Annotated in this window: 17 protein-coding genes and 1 other RNA gene; 8 read left to right on the top strand and 10 right to left on the bottom strand. The window is 60.7% G+C overall.

Annotated elements, in window-relative coordinates:
• Nucleotides 1-1,779 (bottom strand): acetolactate synthase 3 large subunit, encoded by a 1,779-nt coding sequence (locus QO005_RS05860; RefSeq protein WP_307157048.1) that lies wholly within the window; start codon nucleotides 1,777-1,779, stop codon nucleotides 1-3.
• A gap of 414 nt (nucleotides 1,780-2,193) precedes the next feature.
• Here QO005_RS05860 and QO005_RS05855 point away from each other — a divergent pair, with 414 nt between their 5' ends.
• Nucleotides 2,194-4,185 (top strand): ATP-binding protein, encoded by a 1,992-nt coding sequence (locus tag QO005_RS05855; RefSeq protein ID WP_307157047.1) that lies wholly within the window; start codon nucleotides 2,194-2,196, stop codon nucleotides 4,183-4,185.
• Nucleotides 4,186-4,210: 25 nt separating this feature from the next.
• Here the strand turns inward: QO005_RS05855 and QO005_RS05850 are convergent, their stop codons facing one another.
• Together QO005_RS05850 and miaA are read right to left on the bottom strand one after the other, a co-directional pair.
• Complete coding sequence (locus QO005_RS05850; RefSeq protein ID WP_307157046.1) at nucleotides 4,211-4,477, bottom strand: hypothetical protein; 267 nt, start codon at nucleotides 4,475-4,477, stop codon at nucleotides 4,211-4,213.
• 115 nt (nucleotides 4,478-4,592) lie between these two features.
• Nucleotides 4,593-5,486, bottom strand: coding sequence for a tRNA (adenosine(37)-N6)-dimethylallyltransferase MiaA (gene miaA / locus QO005_RS05845; RefSeq protein WP_307157045.1), 894 nt, complete (start codon nucleotides 5,484-5,486; stop codon nucleotides 4,593-4,595).
• On the opposite strand from miaA, the gene serB reads away from it, so the two are divergent.
• Both serB and QO005_RS05835 read left to right on the top strand, forming a co-directional pair.
• Nucleotides 5,485-6,375 (top strand): phosphoserine phosphatase SerB, encoded by an 891-nt coding sequence (gene serB / locus QO005_RS05840; RefSeq protein ID WP_307157044.1) that lies wholly within the window; start codon nucleotides 5,485-5,487, stop codon nucleotides 6,373-6,375. The two genes, miaA and serB, sit on opposite strands and share 2 nt — an antisense overlap.
• Nucleotides 6,372-6,947 (top strand): GNAT family N-acetyltransferase, encoded by a 576-nt coding sequence (locus QO005_RS05835; protein ID WP_307157043.1) that lies wholly within the window; start codon nucleotides 6,372-6,374, stop codon nucleotides 6,945-6,947. Before serB ends, QO005_RS05835 begins: the two co-directional genes overlap by 4 nt.
• A 52-nt stretch (nucleotides 6,948-6,999) precedes the next feature.
• On the opposite strand, the gene QO005_RS05830 is transcribed toward QO005_RS05835, so the two are convergent.
• The 6 genes from QO005_RS05830 to QO005_RS05805 all read right to left on the bottom strand — a co-directional run bounded on the left by QO005_RS05830 (nucleotide 7,000) and on the right by QO005_RS05805 (nucleotide 12,912).
• Complete coding sequence (locus QO005_RS05830) at nucleotides 7,000-8,532, bottom strand: Do family serine endopeptidase (protein ID WP_307157042.1); 1,533 nt, start codon at nucleotides 8,530-8,532, stop codon at nucleotides 7,000-7,002.
• Nucleotides 8,533-8,725: 193 nt separating this feature from the next.
• Nucleotides 8,726-9,652, bottom strand: coding sequence for a protease modulator HflC (gene hflC, locus QO005_RS05825; protein WP_307157041.1), 927 nt, complete (start codon nucleotides 9,650-9,652; stop codon nucleotides 8,726-8,728).
• Nucleotide 9,653: 1 nt separating this feature from the next.
• Entirely contained in the window at nucleotides 9,654-10,763 is a 1,110-nt protein-coding gene (hflK, locus tag QO005_RS05820; RefSeq protein WP_307157040.1) for an FtsH protease activity modulator HflK, read from the bottom strand.
• 145 nt (nucleotides 10,764-10,908) lie between these two features.
• Nucleotides 10,909-11,430, bottom strand: coding sequence for a dihydrofolate reductase (locus tag QO005_RS05815; RefSeq protein WP_307157039.1), 522 nt, complete (start codon nucleotides 11,428-11,430; stop codon nucleotides 10,909-10,911).
• A gap of 85 nt (nucleotides 11,431-11,515) precedes the next feature.
• Nucleotides 11,516-11,908: a DoxX family protein gene (locus QO005_RS05810; RefSeq protein ID WP_307157038.1), complete on the bottom strand. Its 393-nt coding sequence runs from the start codon at nucleotides 11,906-11,908 to the stop codon at nucleotides 11,516-11,518.
• Nucleotides 11,909-12,117: 209 nt separating this feature from the next.
• Nucleotides 12,118-12,912 (bottom strand): thymidylate synthase, encoded by a 795-nt coding sequence (locus QO005_RS05805; protein ID WP_307157037.1) that lies wholly within the window; start codon nucleotides 12,910-12,912, stop codon nucleotides 12,118-12,120.
• A 128-nt stretch (nucleotides 12,913-13,040) separates the two neighbouring features.
• Here QO005_RS05805 and ssrA point away from each other — a divergent pair.
• From ssrA to QO005_RS05780, 5 genes are all read left to right on the top strand, one after another.
• Nucleotides 13,041-13,421, top strand: a transfer-messenger RNA (tmRNA) gene (gene ssrA / locus QO005_RS05800).
• 174 nt (nucleotides 13,422-13,595) lie between these two features.
• Nucleotides 13,596-14,102, top strand: a complete 507-nt coding sequence (locus QO005_RS05795; RefSeq protein ID WP_307157036.1) for an SspB family protein — start codon at nucleotides 13,596-13,598, stop codon at nucleotides 14,100-14,102.
• Between the two features lie 8 nt (nucleotides 14,103-14,110).
• Nucleotides 14,111-14,356, top strand: coding sequence for a DUF4169 family protein (locus QO005_RS05790; RefSeq protein ID WP_307157035.1), 246 nt, complete (start codon nucleotides 14,111-14,113; stop codon nucleotides 14,354-14,356).
• Between the two features lie 18 nt (nucleotides 14,357-14,374).
• Nucleotides 14,375-14,590 carry a ribbon-helix-helix domain-containing protein gene (locus QO005_RS05785; protein WP_307157034.1) on the top strand — a complete coding sequence of 72 codons (216 nt, stop codon included), beginning with the start codon at nucleotides 14,375-14,377 and terminating at the stop codon, nucleotides 14,588-14,590.
• Nucleotides 14,591-14,787: 197 nt separating this feature from the next.
• Nucleotides 14,788-15,108, top strand: coding sequence for a hypothetical protein (locus QO005_RS05780; RefSeq protein WP_307157033.1), 321 nt, complete (start codon nucleotides 14,788-14,790; stop codon nucleotides 15,106-15,108).
• 180 nt (nucleotides 15,109-15,288) lie between these two features.
• On the opposite strand, the gene QO005_RS05775 is transcribed toward QO005_RS05780, so the two are convergent.
• Complete coding sequence (locus tag QO005_RS05775) at nucleotides 15,289-18,903, bottom strand: AsmA family protein (RefSeq protein WP_307157082.1); 3,615 nt, start codon at nucleotides 18,901-18,903, stop codon at nucleotides 15,289-15,291.
• Nucleotides 18,904-19,037: the final 134 nt, after the last annotated feature.

Here is a 19,037-nt window from a genome sequence, read left to right as displayed (position 1 = left end):
TCAGACGAGCTGACGGCCCTTGCTGTCAATGGCCGTGGCAACGGCTTCATCGGTGGCCTCATCCGGCAACAGCATTTCATTATGCGCCTTGCCGGAGGGGATCATCGGGAAGCAATTGGCCAGATTGGCCACGCGGCAATCGAAGATCACCGGCTTCTTCACATTGATCATCTCCTGAATGGCGCCATCCAGATCATCCGGCTTTTCGCAGCGCAGGCCAACGCCGCCATAAGCTTCCGCCAGCTTCACGAAATCCGGCATGGCTTCCGTGTAGGAGTTGGACAGGCGGTTGCCGTGCAGCAATTGCTGCCACTGCCGCACCATGCCCATATACTGGTTGTTCAGGATGAAGATCTTGACGGGCAACTCATACTGGATGGCGCAGGACATTTCCTGAATGCACATCTGGATCGAGGCGTCACCGGCAATGTCGATAACCAGGCTTTCCGGATGCGCCACCTGCACGCCGATGGCGGCGGGGAAGCCATAGCCCATCGTGCCGAGGCCGCCCGAAGTCAGCCAGCGGTTCGGCTGCTCGAAGCCATAATATTGCGCCGCCCACATCTGGTGCTGGCCCACTTCCGTGGTGATGTAGGTGTCACGGTCCTTGGTGGCCTGATAGAGACGCTCCAGCGCGAATTGCGGCATGATTACGTCGCGCGACGGCGTGTAGGAGAAGGACTTGCGCGCCTTCCAGCGGGCAATGCTGTCCTTCCACTCCGCCGTCTGCGCAGGGGCCGGCTTCTTCGGCAGGGCACGCCACAGACGCACCATGTCTTCCAGCACATGGCCGACATCGCCGGTGATCGGAATATCGACGCGGACATTCTTGTTGATCGAGGACGGATCGATATCAATATGGATCTTCTTGGAATTCGGCGAAAACGCATTCAGACGGCCAGTAATACGGTCATCGAAACGCGCGCCGATACAGACCATTACGTCGCAATCATGCATGGCCATATTGGCTTCGTAGGAACCGTGCATGCCGAGCATGCCCAGCCAGTTCTTGCCGGAAGCCGGATAGGAGCCCAGACCCATCAGCGTCGAGGTGATGGGAAAATCGGTCAGCGCCACCAGTTCGCGCAGCAGCTTGGAGGCTTCCGGGCCGGAATTGACCACGCCGCCGCCGGAATAGATGACAGGACGGCGGGCATTGGCCATCAGCTCGACAGCGGCCTGAATGGCGCGGGCATCGCCCTGAAGCTTCGGCTGGTAGCTCTTCTGGATCGGATGGTTTTCCGGCGGCACATAGGTGCCGGTGGCAAACTGCACATCCTTCGGAATATCGACGACCACCGGCCCCGGACGGCCCGTCTGGGCAATGCGGAAGGCTTCATGGATGATGCGGGCGAGATCGTTCACATCCTTCACCAGCCAGTTATGCTTGGTGCAGGGCCGGGTAATGCCAACCGTATCGCATTCCTGGAAGGCATCCGAGCCGATCAGCGTCGTCGGCACCTGACCCGTGAGGCAGACCAGCGGAATGCTGTCCATCAGCGCATCCTGCAACGGCGTCACGGCATTGGTGGCGCCAGGACCGGAGGTCACCAGCATCACGCCAACCTTGCCGGTGGAGCGGGCATAGCCTTCGGCGGCATGGCCGGCACCCTGCTCGTGACGCACGAGAATGTGCTGGATCTCGTCCTGCTGGAAGATTTCGTCGTAGATCGGCAGCACAGCGCCGCCCGGATAGCCGAATACGTGTTCGACACCGTTATCCTTCAGCGCTTTCAGAACGATTTCCGCGCCGGTCATCCGATTGTCCTTGCCCGTCATGCCTCTTCCCGTTTCATGTCTTTGACTTAGAGGAGTGGAGTAGCTGCTACCCCGGTTTTGGCCATAAAAAAAGGCCCCTTCGAGGAGCCTGTTTGTCGCGCATGGGTGGCTGATGCCTGACGGTCACACCGTCATGCCCATGCGCGTTCCCACCACGATAAGTACGTTAAACTTTGCCATGTCTGATGTGATAACCACCCTCTTGCCCAGCGTCAACGCCAGATGGGGCGAAAAACGTACGCCCAAGCGTTTTTTTGGCTGAAGCGGGTCACCTCTTGTTAAGGCAGGCCGCTTAAGGTCCATTTTTGGGTCTAAGCGGTCGGTCCTGCTGTGGGACAGGCGCTTTGCCTGAAATGTTTCAGCATTCGCGTGGGCCACCGCAAGCCTTCGCGACATGCCGTGATGGGGTGGGCCTTGCGCGAATTCGAGCCATTCAAGCCCGGTCCGGCGGGCGAAATCGAGCGCCGCGACCAGTTGAAGCCGGGAAACCGGTTCCTGGGCCGCGTGGTGGCCTGTAATGGTTCACGCGCCACCATTGCCGCAACGGCAGAAGAGGGCAGCACGGAACTCTGCGAATTGTGGTCGGTCGGGCGGCTGATTTCCATCAGCGTCAACAACAATCGCGTTGTGGCGCTGGTCTATTCCATGCAGACCTCCACCCGCCACTGGGCCGAACAGCAGGACAATACCTTCTTCTTCGAAGTGGAGCTGATGGGCGAGGTGCACAAGACGCCCGAGGGAAAAGAGGAATTTTCCACCGGCATCTCCCATTATCCCTATCTTGGCGCAATTGCCCACCGCATTCGCGCCGCAGATCTCGCCCGCATCTATGCCAGCCGCGAGGGCGGCAGTACGGTGATCGGCCAACTCAGCCAGGATCAGAGCATTCCGGCCGCCATTCATATTCCCTCCATGCTGTCGAAACATTTCGCCGTGGTGGGATCGACGGGGGTGGGCAAATCCACGGCGGTCTCGCTGCTGCTGCACAGGGCCATCGAGCACGATCCCAAGCTGCGCGTGCTCATTCTCGATCCACATAACGAATTTGCCGCGGCTTTTCCCGATCAGGCCGTGGTCATCGATACCGATACGCTGGACCTGCCCTTCTGGCTGATGCGGCTCGATGAGTTTACCGAAGTGCTCTATCGCGGCCGCACACCGGTGCCGGAAGAGCTGGATGTGCTGCGCGATCTGATGCCGGAGGCAAAGCGCGCCTTCCGCGGCTCGGATGCCAGCCTCGTTCGCCGCAGCGAACGCACCGCCTTTACCGCCGACACCCCTGTGCCCTACCGCATGGCCGATCTTCTGGCGCTGATCGACGAGCGCATCGGACGGCTGGAAGGGCGTGATGAAAAGCCTTTTCTGCGGGCGCTGAAAATGCGCATCATGTCGGCGGTCAACGATCCGCGCTATCGTTTCATGTTCTCCAGCAACACGATCAGCGATACGATCATGGAGACCATCGCCCATATTTTCCGGGTGCCCGGCAATGGGCGGCCCATTTCCACCTTCCAGCTTTCCGGCATTCCCTCCGAGGTGGTGAATTCGGTGGCCTCGGTGCTGTGCCGCATGGCCTTCGAGCTGGCGCTGTGGTCCAACGGCGCCATCCATATGCTGGTGGTCTGCGAAGAGGCGCATCGCTATGTGCCGGCCGATCCGGCGCTCGGCTTCTTTCCCACCCGCCAAGCCATCGCCCGCATTGCCAAGGAAGGCCGCAAATACGGGGTGTCACTCGGCATGATCACCCAGCGGCCGGGAGAACTGGACCAGACGATCCTCTCGCAATGCTCAACCATTTTCGCCATGCGGCTGGCCAATGAGCGGGACCAGGACATCATCCGCTCGGCACTGCCCGATTCGTCGATTTCCACCACCAGCTTCATTTCCTCGATCAGCAATGGCGAGGCCATTGCCTTCGGCGAGGCCGTGCCGGTGCCGATGCGCATGCGCTTCGAGCGCGTTGCGCCCCGCCTTATCCCCCGTGCCAGCGGCACCGACAGACCCGTACACGAGGAAGCGCCGGACAATGTCGATCTGCGCGAGGTCATCTCCCGCATGCGCGCCACCGCAGAGCCTGACATTTCCGCCTTTCAGCAAAGCTATATGGCGGCAGAACCCAGCCCTTTGCCGCCGCTGCCGGAACCTCGGCCCCTTCCGGAACGAGCCCATGACCTGCCGCCCATCGAGCCCTACCGGCCGGACATGCTGCCCCGCCGGGAGCAGGAAACGGCAGTGCCCGCAAGCCCCGGCGGCTTTCGCCCCCAAAGCGCCTATGCCGGCAGCCGAAGCCAGGAAAATTCCGGCCTCTTCGCCACCGCCCCCTCACCAGCCGTCCCCCGTCGCGATACCGGCATGAGCCTCAGGGACAGCATTTTGAAAAAGCCGCTGAACGGTCTGAAGGATTGAAGAGATAAAAGGGCAGAGCTGAAAGTCAGGAAGCCGTATCGCGCTTCACTGCCTCGGCCAGGACGCTCAGGTGCCGTTCGATCAGCGTCAGAAAAGCGATGGTGCCGCAGACGAGAGCGGCAAGGAAAATACCGGCGATGGCCCCGAAAATCGCCCCCGGCACCGAAATCTGCCCGTCGAAATAATAGTAATGCCCATTGCCGGTGGCCCCGGATGCCGTGGCCACCGCAATGATGATCAGCGCCAGAAGAACGTTGAGGGCGGAAAGGGTACGCGCCAGAAAGCGGTTCATGGAAAGTCCTCGACAGGAAGGAAGGCAATGGCGGCGAAAGAAGCACGCGAACCCTTCGTGTGCAAGCGGGCCTCAGGCATTTCCCGGAAAAGTGTGGGGGCGATTTTCAGGGGAATCATGCAAGCCGCTGCCAGCTCTCATCCATCTGGTTGCGAAACCACGTCATTTGCCGCTTGGCATATTGGCGGGTGGCGGCAGAGGCCTGTTCGATGGCCTCTGCCCGGCTGATCTCTCCCCGCAGCATGGCAGCAATCTGCGAGACGCCGATGGCCTTCATGGCGGGCAGGTCAGGCGGCAGGTTCAGAGCCAGCAAAGCCTCTACCTCCTCCACCGCGCCCTCCTCCATCATGGTCTCGAAGCGACGGTTGATGCGCTGGTGCAGCAGGGCGCGCTCCGGCAGGACGATCATCTTCCGCGCCCGCGCCGGATCGACAATCGTCGGTCCCGGCTTCTCCTGAAGCACACTGATCGACTGCCCGGTTACCTCCAGCACCTCCAGAGCGCGGATGATCCGTTGGGCATCGGTGGGGGAAAGCCGTGCGGCCAGTTGCGGATCTCGACGGACGAGTTCGGCATGGAGACTTGCCGCCCCCTCTTGCTGCGCGCGCTGGCGCAGGTTTTCCCTAAGCTCGGCGGGAATGGCGGGCATGTCGGAAAGGCCGCCGGTCAGCGCCTTGAAGTAAAGCCCGGTGCCGCCAATGATGATCGGCAGCCGGCCTTGCTGGCTAAGGCCTGCCAGCACGTCGCGTACCTCCCGCAGCCAATCGCCGGTGGAATAGTGCAAGGACGCCGGGACATGGCCGTATAGCGCATGCTGCACGCCCTGCATCTCCTTCTCGGAAGGCCGGGCAGTTATCACACGCAAAGTGTCATAAACCTGCATACTGTCGGCGTTAATCACGACACCGTCGTATTCTCTCGCAAGCGTGAGCGCCTTGGCGGACTTGCCGCTGGCGGTAGGCCCGGTTATCAGGATCGCATCAAAGTCTGTCATAAGGTTCGTCATCATGGCCTTCGTTGCCACGCTTATTGCCAATCCGTCAAATCCGGCCATCACCCCCGCCCTTGCCGAAGCTGCCGCCGCAAGGCTTGCCGCCACCGGGCTTTATTGGCTGGCCGATGGCGTGGCCTGCGATCTCGCCCTCAAGGATGGCACGCCCGCCGCCGAGGCCGAAGCGGAATTGCGCGCCCTCATCGGCGCGCTGCCCATCGATATTGCCGTGCAGGAGGCAGACACCCGCCGCAAGGCCTTTCTGATCGCCGACATGGATTCCACCATGATCGGCCAGGAATGCATTGACGAACTGGCAGCGGAAGTCGGCCTGAAAGACAAGGTTTCGCAGATCACCGCCCGGGCCATGAATGGGGAGATTGCCTTTGAACCGGCGCTGCGCGAACGGGTGGCTCTGCTGAAGGGCCTGCCCCTCACTGTCGTGGACGAGGTCATTGCCAAGCGCATCACGCTCACCCCCGGCGGCCCGGAACTGATTGCCACCATGAAGGCCAAGGGCTTCTACACCGCGCTCGTTTCGGGCGGCTTTACGGTCTTTACCTCCCGCATTGCCGCAACCCTCGGCTTTCACGAAAACCGTGCCAATATTCTGCTGGAAAAGGACGGCAAGCTCACCGGAGAAGTGGCGGAACCGATTCTCGGCAAGCAGGCCAAGGTGGATGCACTGCTCGACATCACGGCCAAGCTTGGCATTGGTCCGCAGGATTGCATTGCCGTTGGCGACGGCGCCAACGATCTCGGCATGCTGGGGCTGGCCGGTTCCGGGGTAGCGCTGCATGCCAAGCCAGCGGTGGCTGCGGAAGCCAAGATCCGCATCGACCATGGTGACCTGACGGCGCTTCTCTATCTGCAAGGCTATCGCAAGACGGACTTTGTCACGCCATGATCCTTCTCGAAACAGAGCGACTGATCCTGCGCAACTGGCGCGAGAGCGACCGCGATCTGTTTCGGGAAATCAACCGTGACCCCAAGGTCATGGAATTCTTTCCCTTCCGCCGCAGCCATGCGGAAGCCGATGAGATGATGGACCGCGTCAAGCGGCTCATCACCGAAACCGGCTTCTGTTTCTATGCGGTGGAATTGAAGGAAACGGCCGAGCCCATGGGCTTTTGCGGCCTCTCGGATGCCGCCCTACCGGATATTCTGCCGGAAGGCACCACGGAAATCGGCTGGCGGCTCGCCACCCGTTTCTGGGGACATGGCTATGTCACGGAAGCCGCAAAGGCGCTTTTGGATCATGCCTTTCTGACCGAAAAGCTGCGGGAGGTCGTGTCCTTCGCCGTTCACAACAACCAGCGCTCCATCGCGGTGATGGAGCGGCTCGGCATGCGGCGAGACCCGGGCGGCGATTTCGACCATCCGCGCGTACCCGAAACACATCCGCATCTCAAACGGCATGTGCTCTACCGGCTCAAGGCGCGGGAATGGATACGCCTGCAGGTTTCATCCTCTGCCTGAAGCAGCGGATTCAGTTTGTGAGAACGAGAACACAAACCGTTCAAAGGATTCATTATTCCAGCGGAATGGCAACGAAGCGCAGATCGCCCCGCGCATTGGCCACCATGAGGTGAGCACTGCGGCGGCCATCATTCTTGAGTTTCGCAAGCTTCTCGGCCATGGCCTCCGGCGTATCGACAAATTCCTGCGCCACTTCCACAATCACCTCGCCCGGCTTCAACCCCTTCTGCTCAGCCTGGGAGCCCGGCTCGACTGACGTGATCAACAGGCCCTCGACACTTTCAGCGATGGAATTGGCGGCGCGGTTTTCGTCGTCCAGCGTGACCAGACCAAGACCCAGCACCGTCTTGTCGGCATCTTCCTGCTGTTCGCCATTGCCTTCCGGTGCCTTGGGATCGGCCTGCTCGTCCGTCTTGGCATCGGTTTTTTCATCCTGCAGCCGCGCCAGTTTCACCTTGACGGTGAGGCGCTTGCCATCGCGGAAAATCACCGCCTCCAGATCCTGATCGATCGGGCTTTCGGCAACGCTGCGCACCAGATCGCGGCTTTCCATGATGTCCTTGCCGTTGAAGGAAATCACCACATCTCCCGCCTTCAAGGGGCCATTGGCGGAAGGGCCGCCATCGATAACGCTGCTGACCAATGCGCCCCGGCCCGGCTTGATCCCGGCGCTTTTGGCAAGCTCATCCGGCACCGGCTGAATGCGCACGCCCAGCCAGCCGCGCCGCGTCTCGCCATATTGGCGCAACTGGTCGATGACATTCTGCGCCAGTTCCGTCGGCACGGCAAAACCGATGCCGATGGAGCCGCCGCTGGGTGAAATGATGGCGGTGTTGATGCCGATCACCTCGCCCGCCATATTGAACAGCGGGCCGCCGGAATTGCCCTTGTTGATGGCGGCATCGGTCTGGATGAAATTGTCATAAGGCCCTGCATTGATATTGCGCCCGCGAGCCGAGACGATGCCCAGCGTTACCGAACCACCCAGGCCGAACGGGTTGCCAATGGCCATGACCCAGTCACCGATGCGCATTTTCTTCGAATCGCCGAATTTCACCGCCTTCAGCGGCTCCGGTGAATCGACCTTCAACAGCGAAAGGTCGGTCTTTGTGTCGGTGCCGACCAGCGTGGCCTTCAGCTTGGAGCCATCGGAAAAAATCACCTCGATATCATCGGCATTCTCGATGACATGGTTGTTGGTGACGATGTAGCCCGCCGGGTCGATGACAAATCCGGAACCCAGCGAATTGACCTTGTGGTTCGACCCTTCGCCGCCGCGATTCTTGAAGAAATCCTCGAACAGGTCTTCAAAGGGCGAGCCTTTCGGCACCTGCGGCATCGGCCCGGCATCGTCATCCTTCACATTCTGCGAAGTGGCGATGTTCACCACCGATTGCAGCAGGCCTTCGGCAATATCCGACACCGGGGCCGGGCCGCTGAGCTTGCTGGCCGCCGCCGGCGCCCCGCCCGGTTGCGCGCCCATGGTGGATTGCGCCTGCAACGTGCCCGTTTCGGCAAGCATGACCGCGCCTGCGACCAGAAGGGACGTCAGGAGACGCGGGTTCGTTGCGGCGGGCTGCTTCATGGAATCCTCTGCGTGGTATTCGTAACAGGATGATCATAGGGCGGGAGAGCACAAACCGAAACGCCCCCGGCTGGCTTGTTCACGCTATCTTGAGGATAAGCATGGCTAAAGCTTGTCGAATACGGCCGCAACGCAACGCAAAAGGGCAGCCGATGGGCTGCCCTTCCGAAATCTTCTGTTGGAGACGCCACCCTCAAGGCTGGCGCGGCTGGGCGGGTGCGCCGCCCGGCTGAAACGGCGTACCGCTTTCCGAATTGAAGAAGCGGAAGAACTCCGAATTCGGCGAAAGCACCATGGACGTGCCCGCAACACCCAACGATTGCTGGTAAGCGGCCATCGACCGGTAGAACTCGAAGAAGGCCGGATCACGCTGATAGGCATCGGCAAAGATGCGGTTGCGCTCACCGTCGCCCTGACCGCGCAGGATTTCCGATTCGCGCTGGGCGTCAGCCTGCAATTCCACCACCTGACGATCGGCGATAGCCCGGCGGCGCTGGCCTTCCTCGTTACCACGGGCGCGGATCAGTTCGGCCTCGGCCAGACGCTCGGAGCGCATACGGGCATAGGTCTGCTGCGACACTTCCTGCGTCAGATCCGTGCGGCGAATGCGGACATCCTCGATCTTCAGGCCCAGGTTTTCCGCATCCGTCTTGAGATCGGAGGCCACTTCCTGCATCATCTGCGAGCGTTCATCCGAAAGCGCGGCCTCGAAACCACGCTGACCGTAGACGCGGCGCAGAGAGGCATCGAGACGGGTGCGCAGGCGCGATTCCGCCGCGTCGCGGTCACCGCCGCTGACGATGCCGATAAAGCGCTTGGCATCGGCAATGCGGTAGATCAGGAAGGCATCGACTTCATAAAACTTGCCGCCGCGAACCTGCACGCGAATATTGTCGAGATCAAAGCGCAAGGCCTGATCCGACACCATCTGCACGCGGTCGGCGCCAAGGAAGGCGAAGGGCATTTTGAAGTAAAGACCCGGCTCGTTGTAAACGGCCTTGATCTGGCCGAAGCGAACCACGATGGCCTGCTGGCGCTGATTGACCACGAAAACCGAGGAATAGATCAACAGCAGCACGACCGCGAGGCCGATGAGAATGGAGACGAGACGATTGGTCATCTTACTTGCCTCCCTGGCCGGCCTGGCCCTGCTGGTTGCCCATGCGGCCAATCTCGTTCAGCGGCAGATAGGGCACAACACCCTGCTGGTCATCGACAATGACCTTGTTGGACTTCTTCAGAACCTGCTCCATGGTTTCGATGTAGATCCGCTTGCGCGTCACATCCGGGGCCTTGGTATACTGGTCGTAGATGGACACGAAGCGCTGCGCCTCACCTTCCGCTTCCTTCACCACCCGGTCCTTGTAGGCGGCGGCCTCTTCGCGGATCTGCGCGGCCTGACCGCGTGCAGCACCCAGACGCTGGTTGGCGTACTGGTTGGCTTCCTCGACGAAGCGGTCCTCGTCCTGTTCGGCGCGCTGCACTTCATCAAAGGCATCGGCCACCTCACGCGGCGGCGCGGCATCCTCGATGGCCACCGAATTGATGGAAATGCCAGAGCCGTAGCTATCCATGGTGCCCTGGATGATGTTGCGCACATCCACCGCAATCTGCTGGCGGGCATCACGGAAAATGTCCTGAGCTGGCCTGCGGCCCACCACCTCGCGCATGGCGCTTTCAGCCACCTGCTGCATGGTCTGCGGCGGTGTTTCCAGGTTGAACAGATAGGCCTTCGGGTCGTTCACCGTATAGAGAACGGAGAACTGAACGTTGACGATGTTCTGGTCGCCGGTCAGCATCAGCCCGGCGGTCGAGGTGGTCGAGGCGCGCGCACCGATATTCTGCTGCTGCTCCGTGACCTTGACCTTTTCCACCGTTTCCAGCGGCCACATGTGGAAATGCAGGCCCGGGCCGGAAATCTCGTCCTTCGGCTTGCCGAAGCGCATTTCCACGCCGCGTTCATCCGGCTGGACGGTGTAGATGGCCTGGGTCAACCAGAAACCGCCCAGCACCAGCGCCAGCACGAGCGCGACACCGCCATTGGCGCCGCCGGGAATCAGGTTTTTGAACTGATCCTGCCCCTTGCGGATGATCTCCTCGATATCCGGCGGCTGCTTGCCGCCACCGCCCCCTCCACGGGGCCGGTTCGGCCCCTGGCCCCATGGGCCTTGATTGTTATTACCACCGCCGCCGCCCCACGGGCCGCCGCCGTTCTGATTGCTCCAAGGCATTCAAACCTCTTTGGTCGGAAACTCCCATCGCCCGCAACGGCGCCATAAGAAGGCTGCCACTGGGATTAGTTCCCGTTATAGGTATCGGAACACCGGCTTTCAACGCAATGGCGGCAACTTCTTCAATTCCGGGAAAAATAAAGAGTTAACGCGGCTTCTTGCGACGATAGATCGCGTATCGCGTGTCGTAACTGTCGCGCTCCCCGGCGGGAACGAAATGCTCTTCCTGTTTTTCAAAGAGATCATCGCTGATTGGCGGGAAAAACGTATCGCCGTCGGCAATATCCGCTTCCACATGGGTCACATGCAGAACATCCGCCAGAGGCAGGGCCTGACGGTAAATTTCGCCGCCGCCGATCACGCAGATGTCATCCACACCGAGGTCCTGCGCCAGCCTCTCAGCCCGCGCGAGGGCCGCCTCCAGGCTTGCGGCGGTTTCCACGCCCGCGACCGCAATGGGTGCGCCGCGGCTGACGACGATATGCGGACGTCCCGGCAAGGGGCGGCCTCCGAAGCTCTCAAAGGTCTTGCGGCCCAGAACCAGCGGCTTGCCCATGGTCAGCGCCTTGAAGCGTTTGAGATCGGTGGAGAGCTTCCACGGCATGTCACCGTCACGGCCAATGACATGGTTGCGGGAAAAAGCCACGACAATGGAAATCTGTGTCAAGGCGCACGCCCTCTTCGCAAACGGTAAGACCTCCGGCACCCATCCGGTGCCGGAGGTCACCCTTTATCGTCCCCGCTGACCGGCCTCAAGCCCGGCCAGACTTCGCATCGAGACCGATCGGACCGCCGCCGGCGAAAAAGATGTAAAGCGCAATGAAGCAGAACAGGATGGCTGCATCGCCGCCATTGTTGACGGGGAAGAAGTTCTTAGGAGCATGGCCGATGAAATAGGCAAAGGCGCAAAGGCCGGACGCCAGGAAGGCCGCAGGCCGGGTGAAAAGGCCGATGATCAGCAACACACCGGTCACGAGTTCGATCACGCCGGCAATCCACGGCAGGCTCATCGGCGGCGGGTTCATCTGCGAAACCGGGAAACCGATGATTTTCGCCATGCCATGATCGAGCAGCAGAAGCCCGACGACGATGCGGAGAATGCTGAGCACGAGCGGTGCCCACTGGTTGAGACGTTGAGAAAACATAAGAGACCTTTCGGAAGAACGGAATGGTGTGCCCCCTTCCCCATTCGGAAGTCCGTCCGGGAAATTCCGCAGCAGAAATAACGTTTTAGCCGATAACTCACGAGAATATGTTATCAGCCCGATCACTAAATTCACACAGGCCTTCGAAAGTCACGGCAGGGTTTCATAAACTTACCGTGAAATCACCGTGAGAGCCTGCAGCCGACAGGTCAAACGGCAATGGGCGCCTTGATGGAGGGATCGGCCACGTAATTTTCCAGCACGAAATCCTCGAAGCGGAAGGCAAACAGATCCTTGACGGCCGGATTGATCCGCATGGTCGGCAGCGACTTGGGGCTGCGCATCAATTGCAGCCGTGCCTGCTCGAAATGATTGGCATAGAGATGGGCATCGCCGAGGGTGTGGATAAAGTCGCCGGGCTCAAGATCTGTCACCTGCGCCACCATCATCGTCAGCAGGGCATAGGAGGCGATGTTGAAAGGCACGCCGAGAAAGATATCGGCAGAGCGCTGGTAAAGCTGGCAGGAAAGCTTGCCATCCGCCACATAGAACTGAAAAAGGCAATGGCAAGGCGGAAGCGCCATCTCATCCACCAGCGCCGGGTTCCAGGCGGAAACGATGTGACGGCGGGAATTAGGGTTCTTGCGAATACCCTCGACAAGATTGGCGATCTGGTCGATGGAACCGCCATCCGGGGCTGGCCAGGAGCGCCATTGCGCACCGTAGACCGGGCCGAGATCGCCGTTTTCATCGGCCCATTCATCCCAGATGGTGACGCCGTTTTCCTTGAGATAGGCGATATTGGTATCGCCCTTCAGAAACCACAGAAGCTCGTGAATGATGGAGCGCAGATGCAGCTTCTTGGTGGTGAGCACCGGAAAGCCGTCTGAAAGATCGAAACGCATCTGATAGCCGAAGACCGAGCGCGTGCCCGTGCCCGTGCGGTCGCCACGGTCGCTGCCATGCTCCAGCACGTGCTGCATGAGATCGTGATATTGCTTCATTGCGGCATTCCATCTCCGACACCTCCGCTTCCTTATAGCAAAATCCCCTGAAACGGCGAGGGTTCGCCCGACCTTCGTCAACAGCTTCGTGAGACAACGGTCACCTGCCCGTCATAAAGCGCGCGAAACCTCTTTTCATCGCCGCTCTGACAACCTATATGAAGCATGCCGGTGCTTGCATCGGCTATGGCAATAAACGGTCGATGAAATAAACCTATTGGACCCGGGGGCGGTACCCGGCGCCTCCACCAAAAACCGGTCGGCTCTCCACCTCGTGGACTGTGACCGGCTTTTGATGGGGGCGAAATAGGATCGACAAGGGTGTAAAGATCGAACTTTTGCCCGGCATGATACCGCCGTTATCGGGTCACTAGAGTAGTTGCAAACGACAACAACGCTCAGGGTTACGCTGTCGCTGCTTAATCGCGGTGCCAGAAACCCAAATTAAGTCCTTGCGGGTAGCACTGTAAGGCGGGGTTCGGAGGTACCTGGCAACAGAAACCTCCACTTCCCCCTCATTCTGCCAGTATTTGCCGCTCACAGGCCGTAAACTGCAAAAGCTTGACGGCAAAAGCATTCTGCCTTTGCGCCAGCGGCCAGCTTGGCTTATAAACAGGAATAAGCATCCCTTCGGTGCTGTAGATCTAAGACCCAGAAGCAGACTGAAAGAAAGATAGGACCACATGGGGCAGGACCACATCCGTTATGACATTCTGGCTCAGGATGCGCTGCGCGGCGTTATCCGCAAAGTGCTTGCAGAAGTGGCAGCAACGGGCAGGCTTCCGGGTGACCATCACTTCTTCATCACCTTTCTGACCGGGGCTCCGGGGGTGCGGATTTCCCAGCATCTCAAGGCAAAATATGCCGAGCAGATGACCATTGTCATCCAGCATCAGTTCTGGGACCTGAAGGTCACGGACAGCCAGTTCGAAGTGGGTCTGTCCTTCTCCGATACGCCGGAAAAGCTGGTCATCCCGTTCAACGCGATTCGCGGCTTCTACGATCCCTCCGTCAACTTCGAGCTGGAATTCGACGTTCCGCTGGTGGAAGAGGAAGAGACGCCCGCCGAGGTCACGGCCTATCCGCTGGCCGCCACGGAGCGGACTGAAGAGAGCGGCGACGACAAGGGCGATGGCGAGAAGAAGCAAGGCTCTGTCGTTTCGCTCGACGCCTTCCGCAAGAAGCAATAGGGTCAGCCATGGCGGCGGATATCGTCAACCTTCGCCAGTTCAAGAAGGCCAAGGCCAGAGCCGAGAAGGAAAAGGCGGCGGAACAAAACCGCCTGACCTTCGGCCGCACCAAGGCGGAAAAATCCCTGACGCGAGCCTTGAACGAAAAGGCGGAAAAATCGCTCGATCAATCCCGCCTTGAACGCAAGCAGGCCGATGACGAAGCAAAGGACGGTGCACCGTCCCCTTCTTCGAAATCTCCTGACAAAAGCTGATAATCACGGCCTCGCCCGGTGATCCGCAAACACTCCGTTTCGCTGCACGGACATCGCACCAGCCTCTCCCTCGAAGACGAATTCTGGGAAGAGCTGCGTCGCATGGCGGCTGAGCGCGGCATGCCTCTTGCTGCACTGATTGCCGAAATAGACAGGAGCCGCGACCCGAATGACAATTTGTCCTCGGCGTTGCGCCTGAGTGTGCTGGCGTGGCTGAAGGCGCAGATTCGTTAAATCTCTATCAAACATTATGGATCATAACTGTCTCGCGATGAAACGTTGTGCAAGCGAATCAATTGCACAAAGCGTTTCATAGTATGACAGCGCTGGCCTTGAGAAAGGTGGGGACGGTTTTCACGGAAGGCGCGAAACCATCGACAATCATTCGGCCGATTCCAATCGGCGAATGATTCAGCCAAGAGGAAAATCACATGGTAAGCGGCATTTCTTCCTTTGCAGGCTTCGGCGGACCGATGGGTCCAATGGGCGGCATGCGTTTTCCGCGTCCCGAGGATGCAAGCGCAAGCACGACAACTGGCACCACGACGACTGACAGCACGACGACGACCGACGCCAGCACGGCTTCAGCCACAGACTCCACGACGGCAGCAAGCGACAGCGAAAGCACAGAAACCACAAGCGCGGCACCGGAAGGTTTCGAAGACTTCGCATCCAAATTCGCCAATTTCGGCGGTGGCAATGTCGAAGGCGGCGAGATGCCCCCCTTCGGCCAGCGTTTTGCCTTCGTTTAAGTCAGACTCAATCCCTGTTTTAAGCATGCGCCCTGGCTTTCAAAGCCGCGCAATGCTCTGACCCAGCACCGCTCTGCCATGACGGCATAGCGGTTCTTTTTTGTCTTTCAAACGCCTCGACGCTGAGGTTCTACATATGGTGAGGCGGGAAACCGCTACGCACTTTCTCCGGATAATGCACTAATTTCCACCCGGCAGGCTGCGCATATCCAGCATGGGCTGATCGGCAGGCCGTTCCGGCGCCGGTGGCGCGGTCACCGGCGGGGCGTTATCATTCCCCGCCTTTTCCGCCGCAGCCCGGCGTTCGGCCTCCTGCCTTGCCCGCTCCGCCTGACGTGATGCGGCGAGCGCGGCATAATAGGCCGCCTCCCGGCGCAGGCGCTGCTTTTCCAGCACATTGGCCTGCAAGGTTTCCACCCGCCTGCGCTCACGCTCCAGCGCGCGCGCCGAAAGATCGTTGGCCAGAGCCTCCACACCATAGGTCAAAACGGGCGCCGCGACTGGTCCTGTCAGTGAGAGCGTCAGTTCCGGAGCACTGCCTTGCGGCGCATCTTCGCCCGGCGGATAGGCAATGGTCAGCGCGGCATCGACATCACCATCGGCAAGCCCCACCGTTCCGTCAGCCCTGAGTTCGCCCGGGGGTGCAGCAAGATGCACACCCTGAAAGCGGATCGTCCCCTGCGTAACGGTCAGCGGCAGTTCAACCTTCTCCAGCCGAGCCGGTGCCTTTGCGAGCAGCGAGGGAAGCATCTGCGCCACCCGGCTTGCCGCAATCTCGCCGGTCTCCCCGGCAAACGCCTTTTGAAGCGCGTCATAGGCCGAAAGATCGAGACCGGCCACCACCAGCGGCGAGACCATCGCCTTGCCGGAACCGTTGACCGACGACAGGAGATCGGCAACCGTCGGGCCGCTGCCTTCAAGGGTCAGGTCCAAATCGCCCTTGCCGCTCAACCTGCCGGTTTGCCACAGCCGGGCAAGATCAACCTGCTTGACCGTCGCCTTGCCGCGCAGAAAGCCTGTCTGCTGCGTGTTGGAAAGGCTCATCTGGCCTTCCAGCGTGCCGCCCAGCCATTGGCCGGTCAGGCTTTCCATCTGCACGCCGCCATCCACCACGGAAAATCTGAGTTTTGCATCCGAGGCTGGCGGAAGTTCGCCCATGTCCAGCGATTTGGCATCCACGACCAAAGCCAGTTCGGCGTTACCCCAGATGGGGACATGCAATTTCTCCCGCATCAGGCCACCATCGGCAGCGGTCAGTGGGCCAAGCACGGTGGATGCCAGCCAGTCAAGGCTGGCCGTTTGCAGCGTCAGCGCGCCGTCCAGTCTGGGATTGTCGCCCCGTTCCAGATTGAGCTGGCCCGCCACCGCATTGCCGTCAACATTGCCCTGGATCTGGCTGAGCACCAGCGTGCCCGACTGCCGCTCGACATCCGCCGACAGCGACAGCGGCAGGCCCTGCCCGAAGCCCGGAAGGCTCAAGGCATTCATCACCAGCAGCGGCTCGATATCCTCGCTTTTCAGAGACACATGCGCCTGACCGTCGCCGAAACGGTCTTTGGAGAGAGTGACACGCCCCTCCACGTCCAGCGCCGTCGAAGCGACCGACACGTTCGCCTTGCCCGTGGCCGGATCGCTCCCCCTCTGGGCAAGGTCAACCGTGAGGCTTGCAGGCCCATCCACCGGCAGCGGCAGCGGATCGAGACCCAGTTGGCCGAGCAGGGTCGCAGGCTCTTCATTCCTGAAGGCGACATGCGCCGTCTTTTCAGCATCGTCCATCGGATCGAACAGGCTGTTGCGGCTCAGATTGGCGCTGATCTCCGTGCCATTGGCCTTGCCATGCAGATCGAGCTTCACGCCGCCATATTGCGCATCGCCAAAGCGCGCATCCAGCACCAGATCGGTCTCGCCATACCAGCGGCCATGGCTGGCAATCTTCGCCAGCAGCGGATAATCCGGCACCTGCCGGTTCAACATGGCCAGAAAGCCCGACACGTCGCCCGCATGCAGAATGACCTGCGCCTTGCCGTTATAATCTGCCAGCGAGCCGGAGGCCTCGCCATTGGCGGTAAGGCTGGCCCCGGCAAGATCACCGATCTCCAGCTTGCGCAGCGAGAAGCCGCCGTCCTTGTAGGTGAAGAGCCCGTTGACATCGCGGGCCGTCAACCCGGCCACCGAGAAGGCCCCGACCTTGATCTGCCCGGCCACCTGATGCCGCAGCAGCGCCTCGGTACTGGCATCGCCCGCCACCAGCGAAGCCAGCGCCCGTGCGGTGTCATAATCGAATTCATTGCCGGTGAGATCGAAGGACAGCGCCGGCTCGGCTCCGTCCTTTGCCTGACGCTCCAGCCTGCCCTTGAGGCTGGCCGTGCCCATGGCAAGCTCCAGCTTTTCAAACCGCTGCTCATCCTCGGTCAATTGCACTTCCGCCGAAAAGCCCGCCGTCTTCAACTGCCGGAGCGCCGGATCGACATCACCGGAGAGCCAGCCTGCCAGTCCCGACGGCTGATTGGACGCAGCCAGCAGCGAGCCGCTAAAGGAGGCATCGCCTTTCAGCCGCAAATGGCCGGAGGCCTCCACCTGGGTGCGGCCCGGCAGCAGCGCCACGGCCTTATCCACCTGCCAGCCTTCCCCATCCGGCCTCAGATCCAGCGTGACATCGCGAATAACCGTATCGCCCGCCACGATGGCGGGCAGTTTCAGGCTGGCGCGGCCCGGAACGGTGGGAATGGGAATATCATCCGCCAGGGCAATCAGCGCGCGGATGCGCTGGCGAGCAGAACTCTCGCCGATCCGGCCAGTCTTGCCCTTCGGCACATTGGCAGCCAGCTTGTCGACATCGATCTGCTGGCCATCCGCCGTCAGCAGGAATTCCGGCGCCTTGCCGGTATCCAGCGTCGCCTCGCCAGTGATGACATAAGGATTATCCGCCGCCCCGATTTCCAGCCGGTATTCCGGCACGCGGATGCGGTCATTGGCAAGCTCGAATTTACCCTTCACCCGCGGCTGCGGCACCGGCTTATCGCCCGGCTGCGGCCTGTCTCCGTGCTCGGCAACCGCTTTCAGGACCGAAACGAAACTGCCTTTAAGGGTCGGCCTGCCATTTTGCAGGGCAAGGTCGCCAGCGAGATCGATATCCACCGGCTCGCTGTCCGGCGAAATGCGGATTTTCACCGGCACAGAGGTGGAGCCCGCTTCCGGCTGGAGGCTGGACAGCGTGAAGGTGCCCGCCTGCCCATCCAGCGCCGCCCGGCCCGACACCGACCAAGGGCCGGCCAGTGAGCGGGCGGAAAGATCGGCATTCAACCCGCTGATGTGACGGGTACGGCCGGTCTGCTCGTCGATGAAGGTCACGTCGCCATCGGTCACCGTCGCCTTTTCCAGCACCACGGTTCCGGCGGGCAGGCTTGGACGGCTGCCGCGCAGCCAGTCCAGCGAGCCATTTGCCAGCAGGCGCAGCCTCACCTCCGGCTTTTCCACCCGCATGCTGAAAATCCGGGTTTCACCCGACAGAAAAGGCGCAAGCTCGGCATCCATGGAGAAGCTCGCGACATGCACCAGCGTCTGGCCATCCTCCCCCGGCCCGACGGTCACATCCTTGAGGGTGACGGAGGGAAAGGGCAGGATGCGCGCTTCCACGGCGCCATTTACCACCACCTTCTTGCCCAGAATGCGGCTGGCTTCCGCCTCGAAATTTTCCCGAAAACCGGTCCAGTCCACGAACAAGGGGGCCAGCAGCGCCGCAAACAGCACCAACACCACCAAACCGCCAACCGCGATGAACAACCTGCCGAACACACCCAACCTATCTATCCGGGAAAAGGGCCTTTGCGGCCCCTCCCCATTCATCTTTCAGAAAGAATAAACTAACCGCTTGAACCCGAAGGACAAGCGCCTTCTTGTCTTACCGCATTTCCGGACGGGAAACCGGT

It is taken from the genome of Allorhizobium paknamense (genome assembly GCF_030815125.1).
Lineage (GTDB): Bacteria > Pseudomonadota > Alphaproteobacteria > Rhizobiales > Rhizobiaceae > Allorhizobium > Allorhizobium paknamense.
The sequence above is the reverse complement of the archived record's forward strand: the minus strand, read 5'-3'. Positions and strand labels throughout refer to the sequence as shown.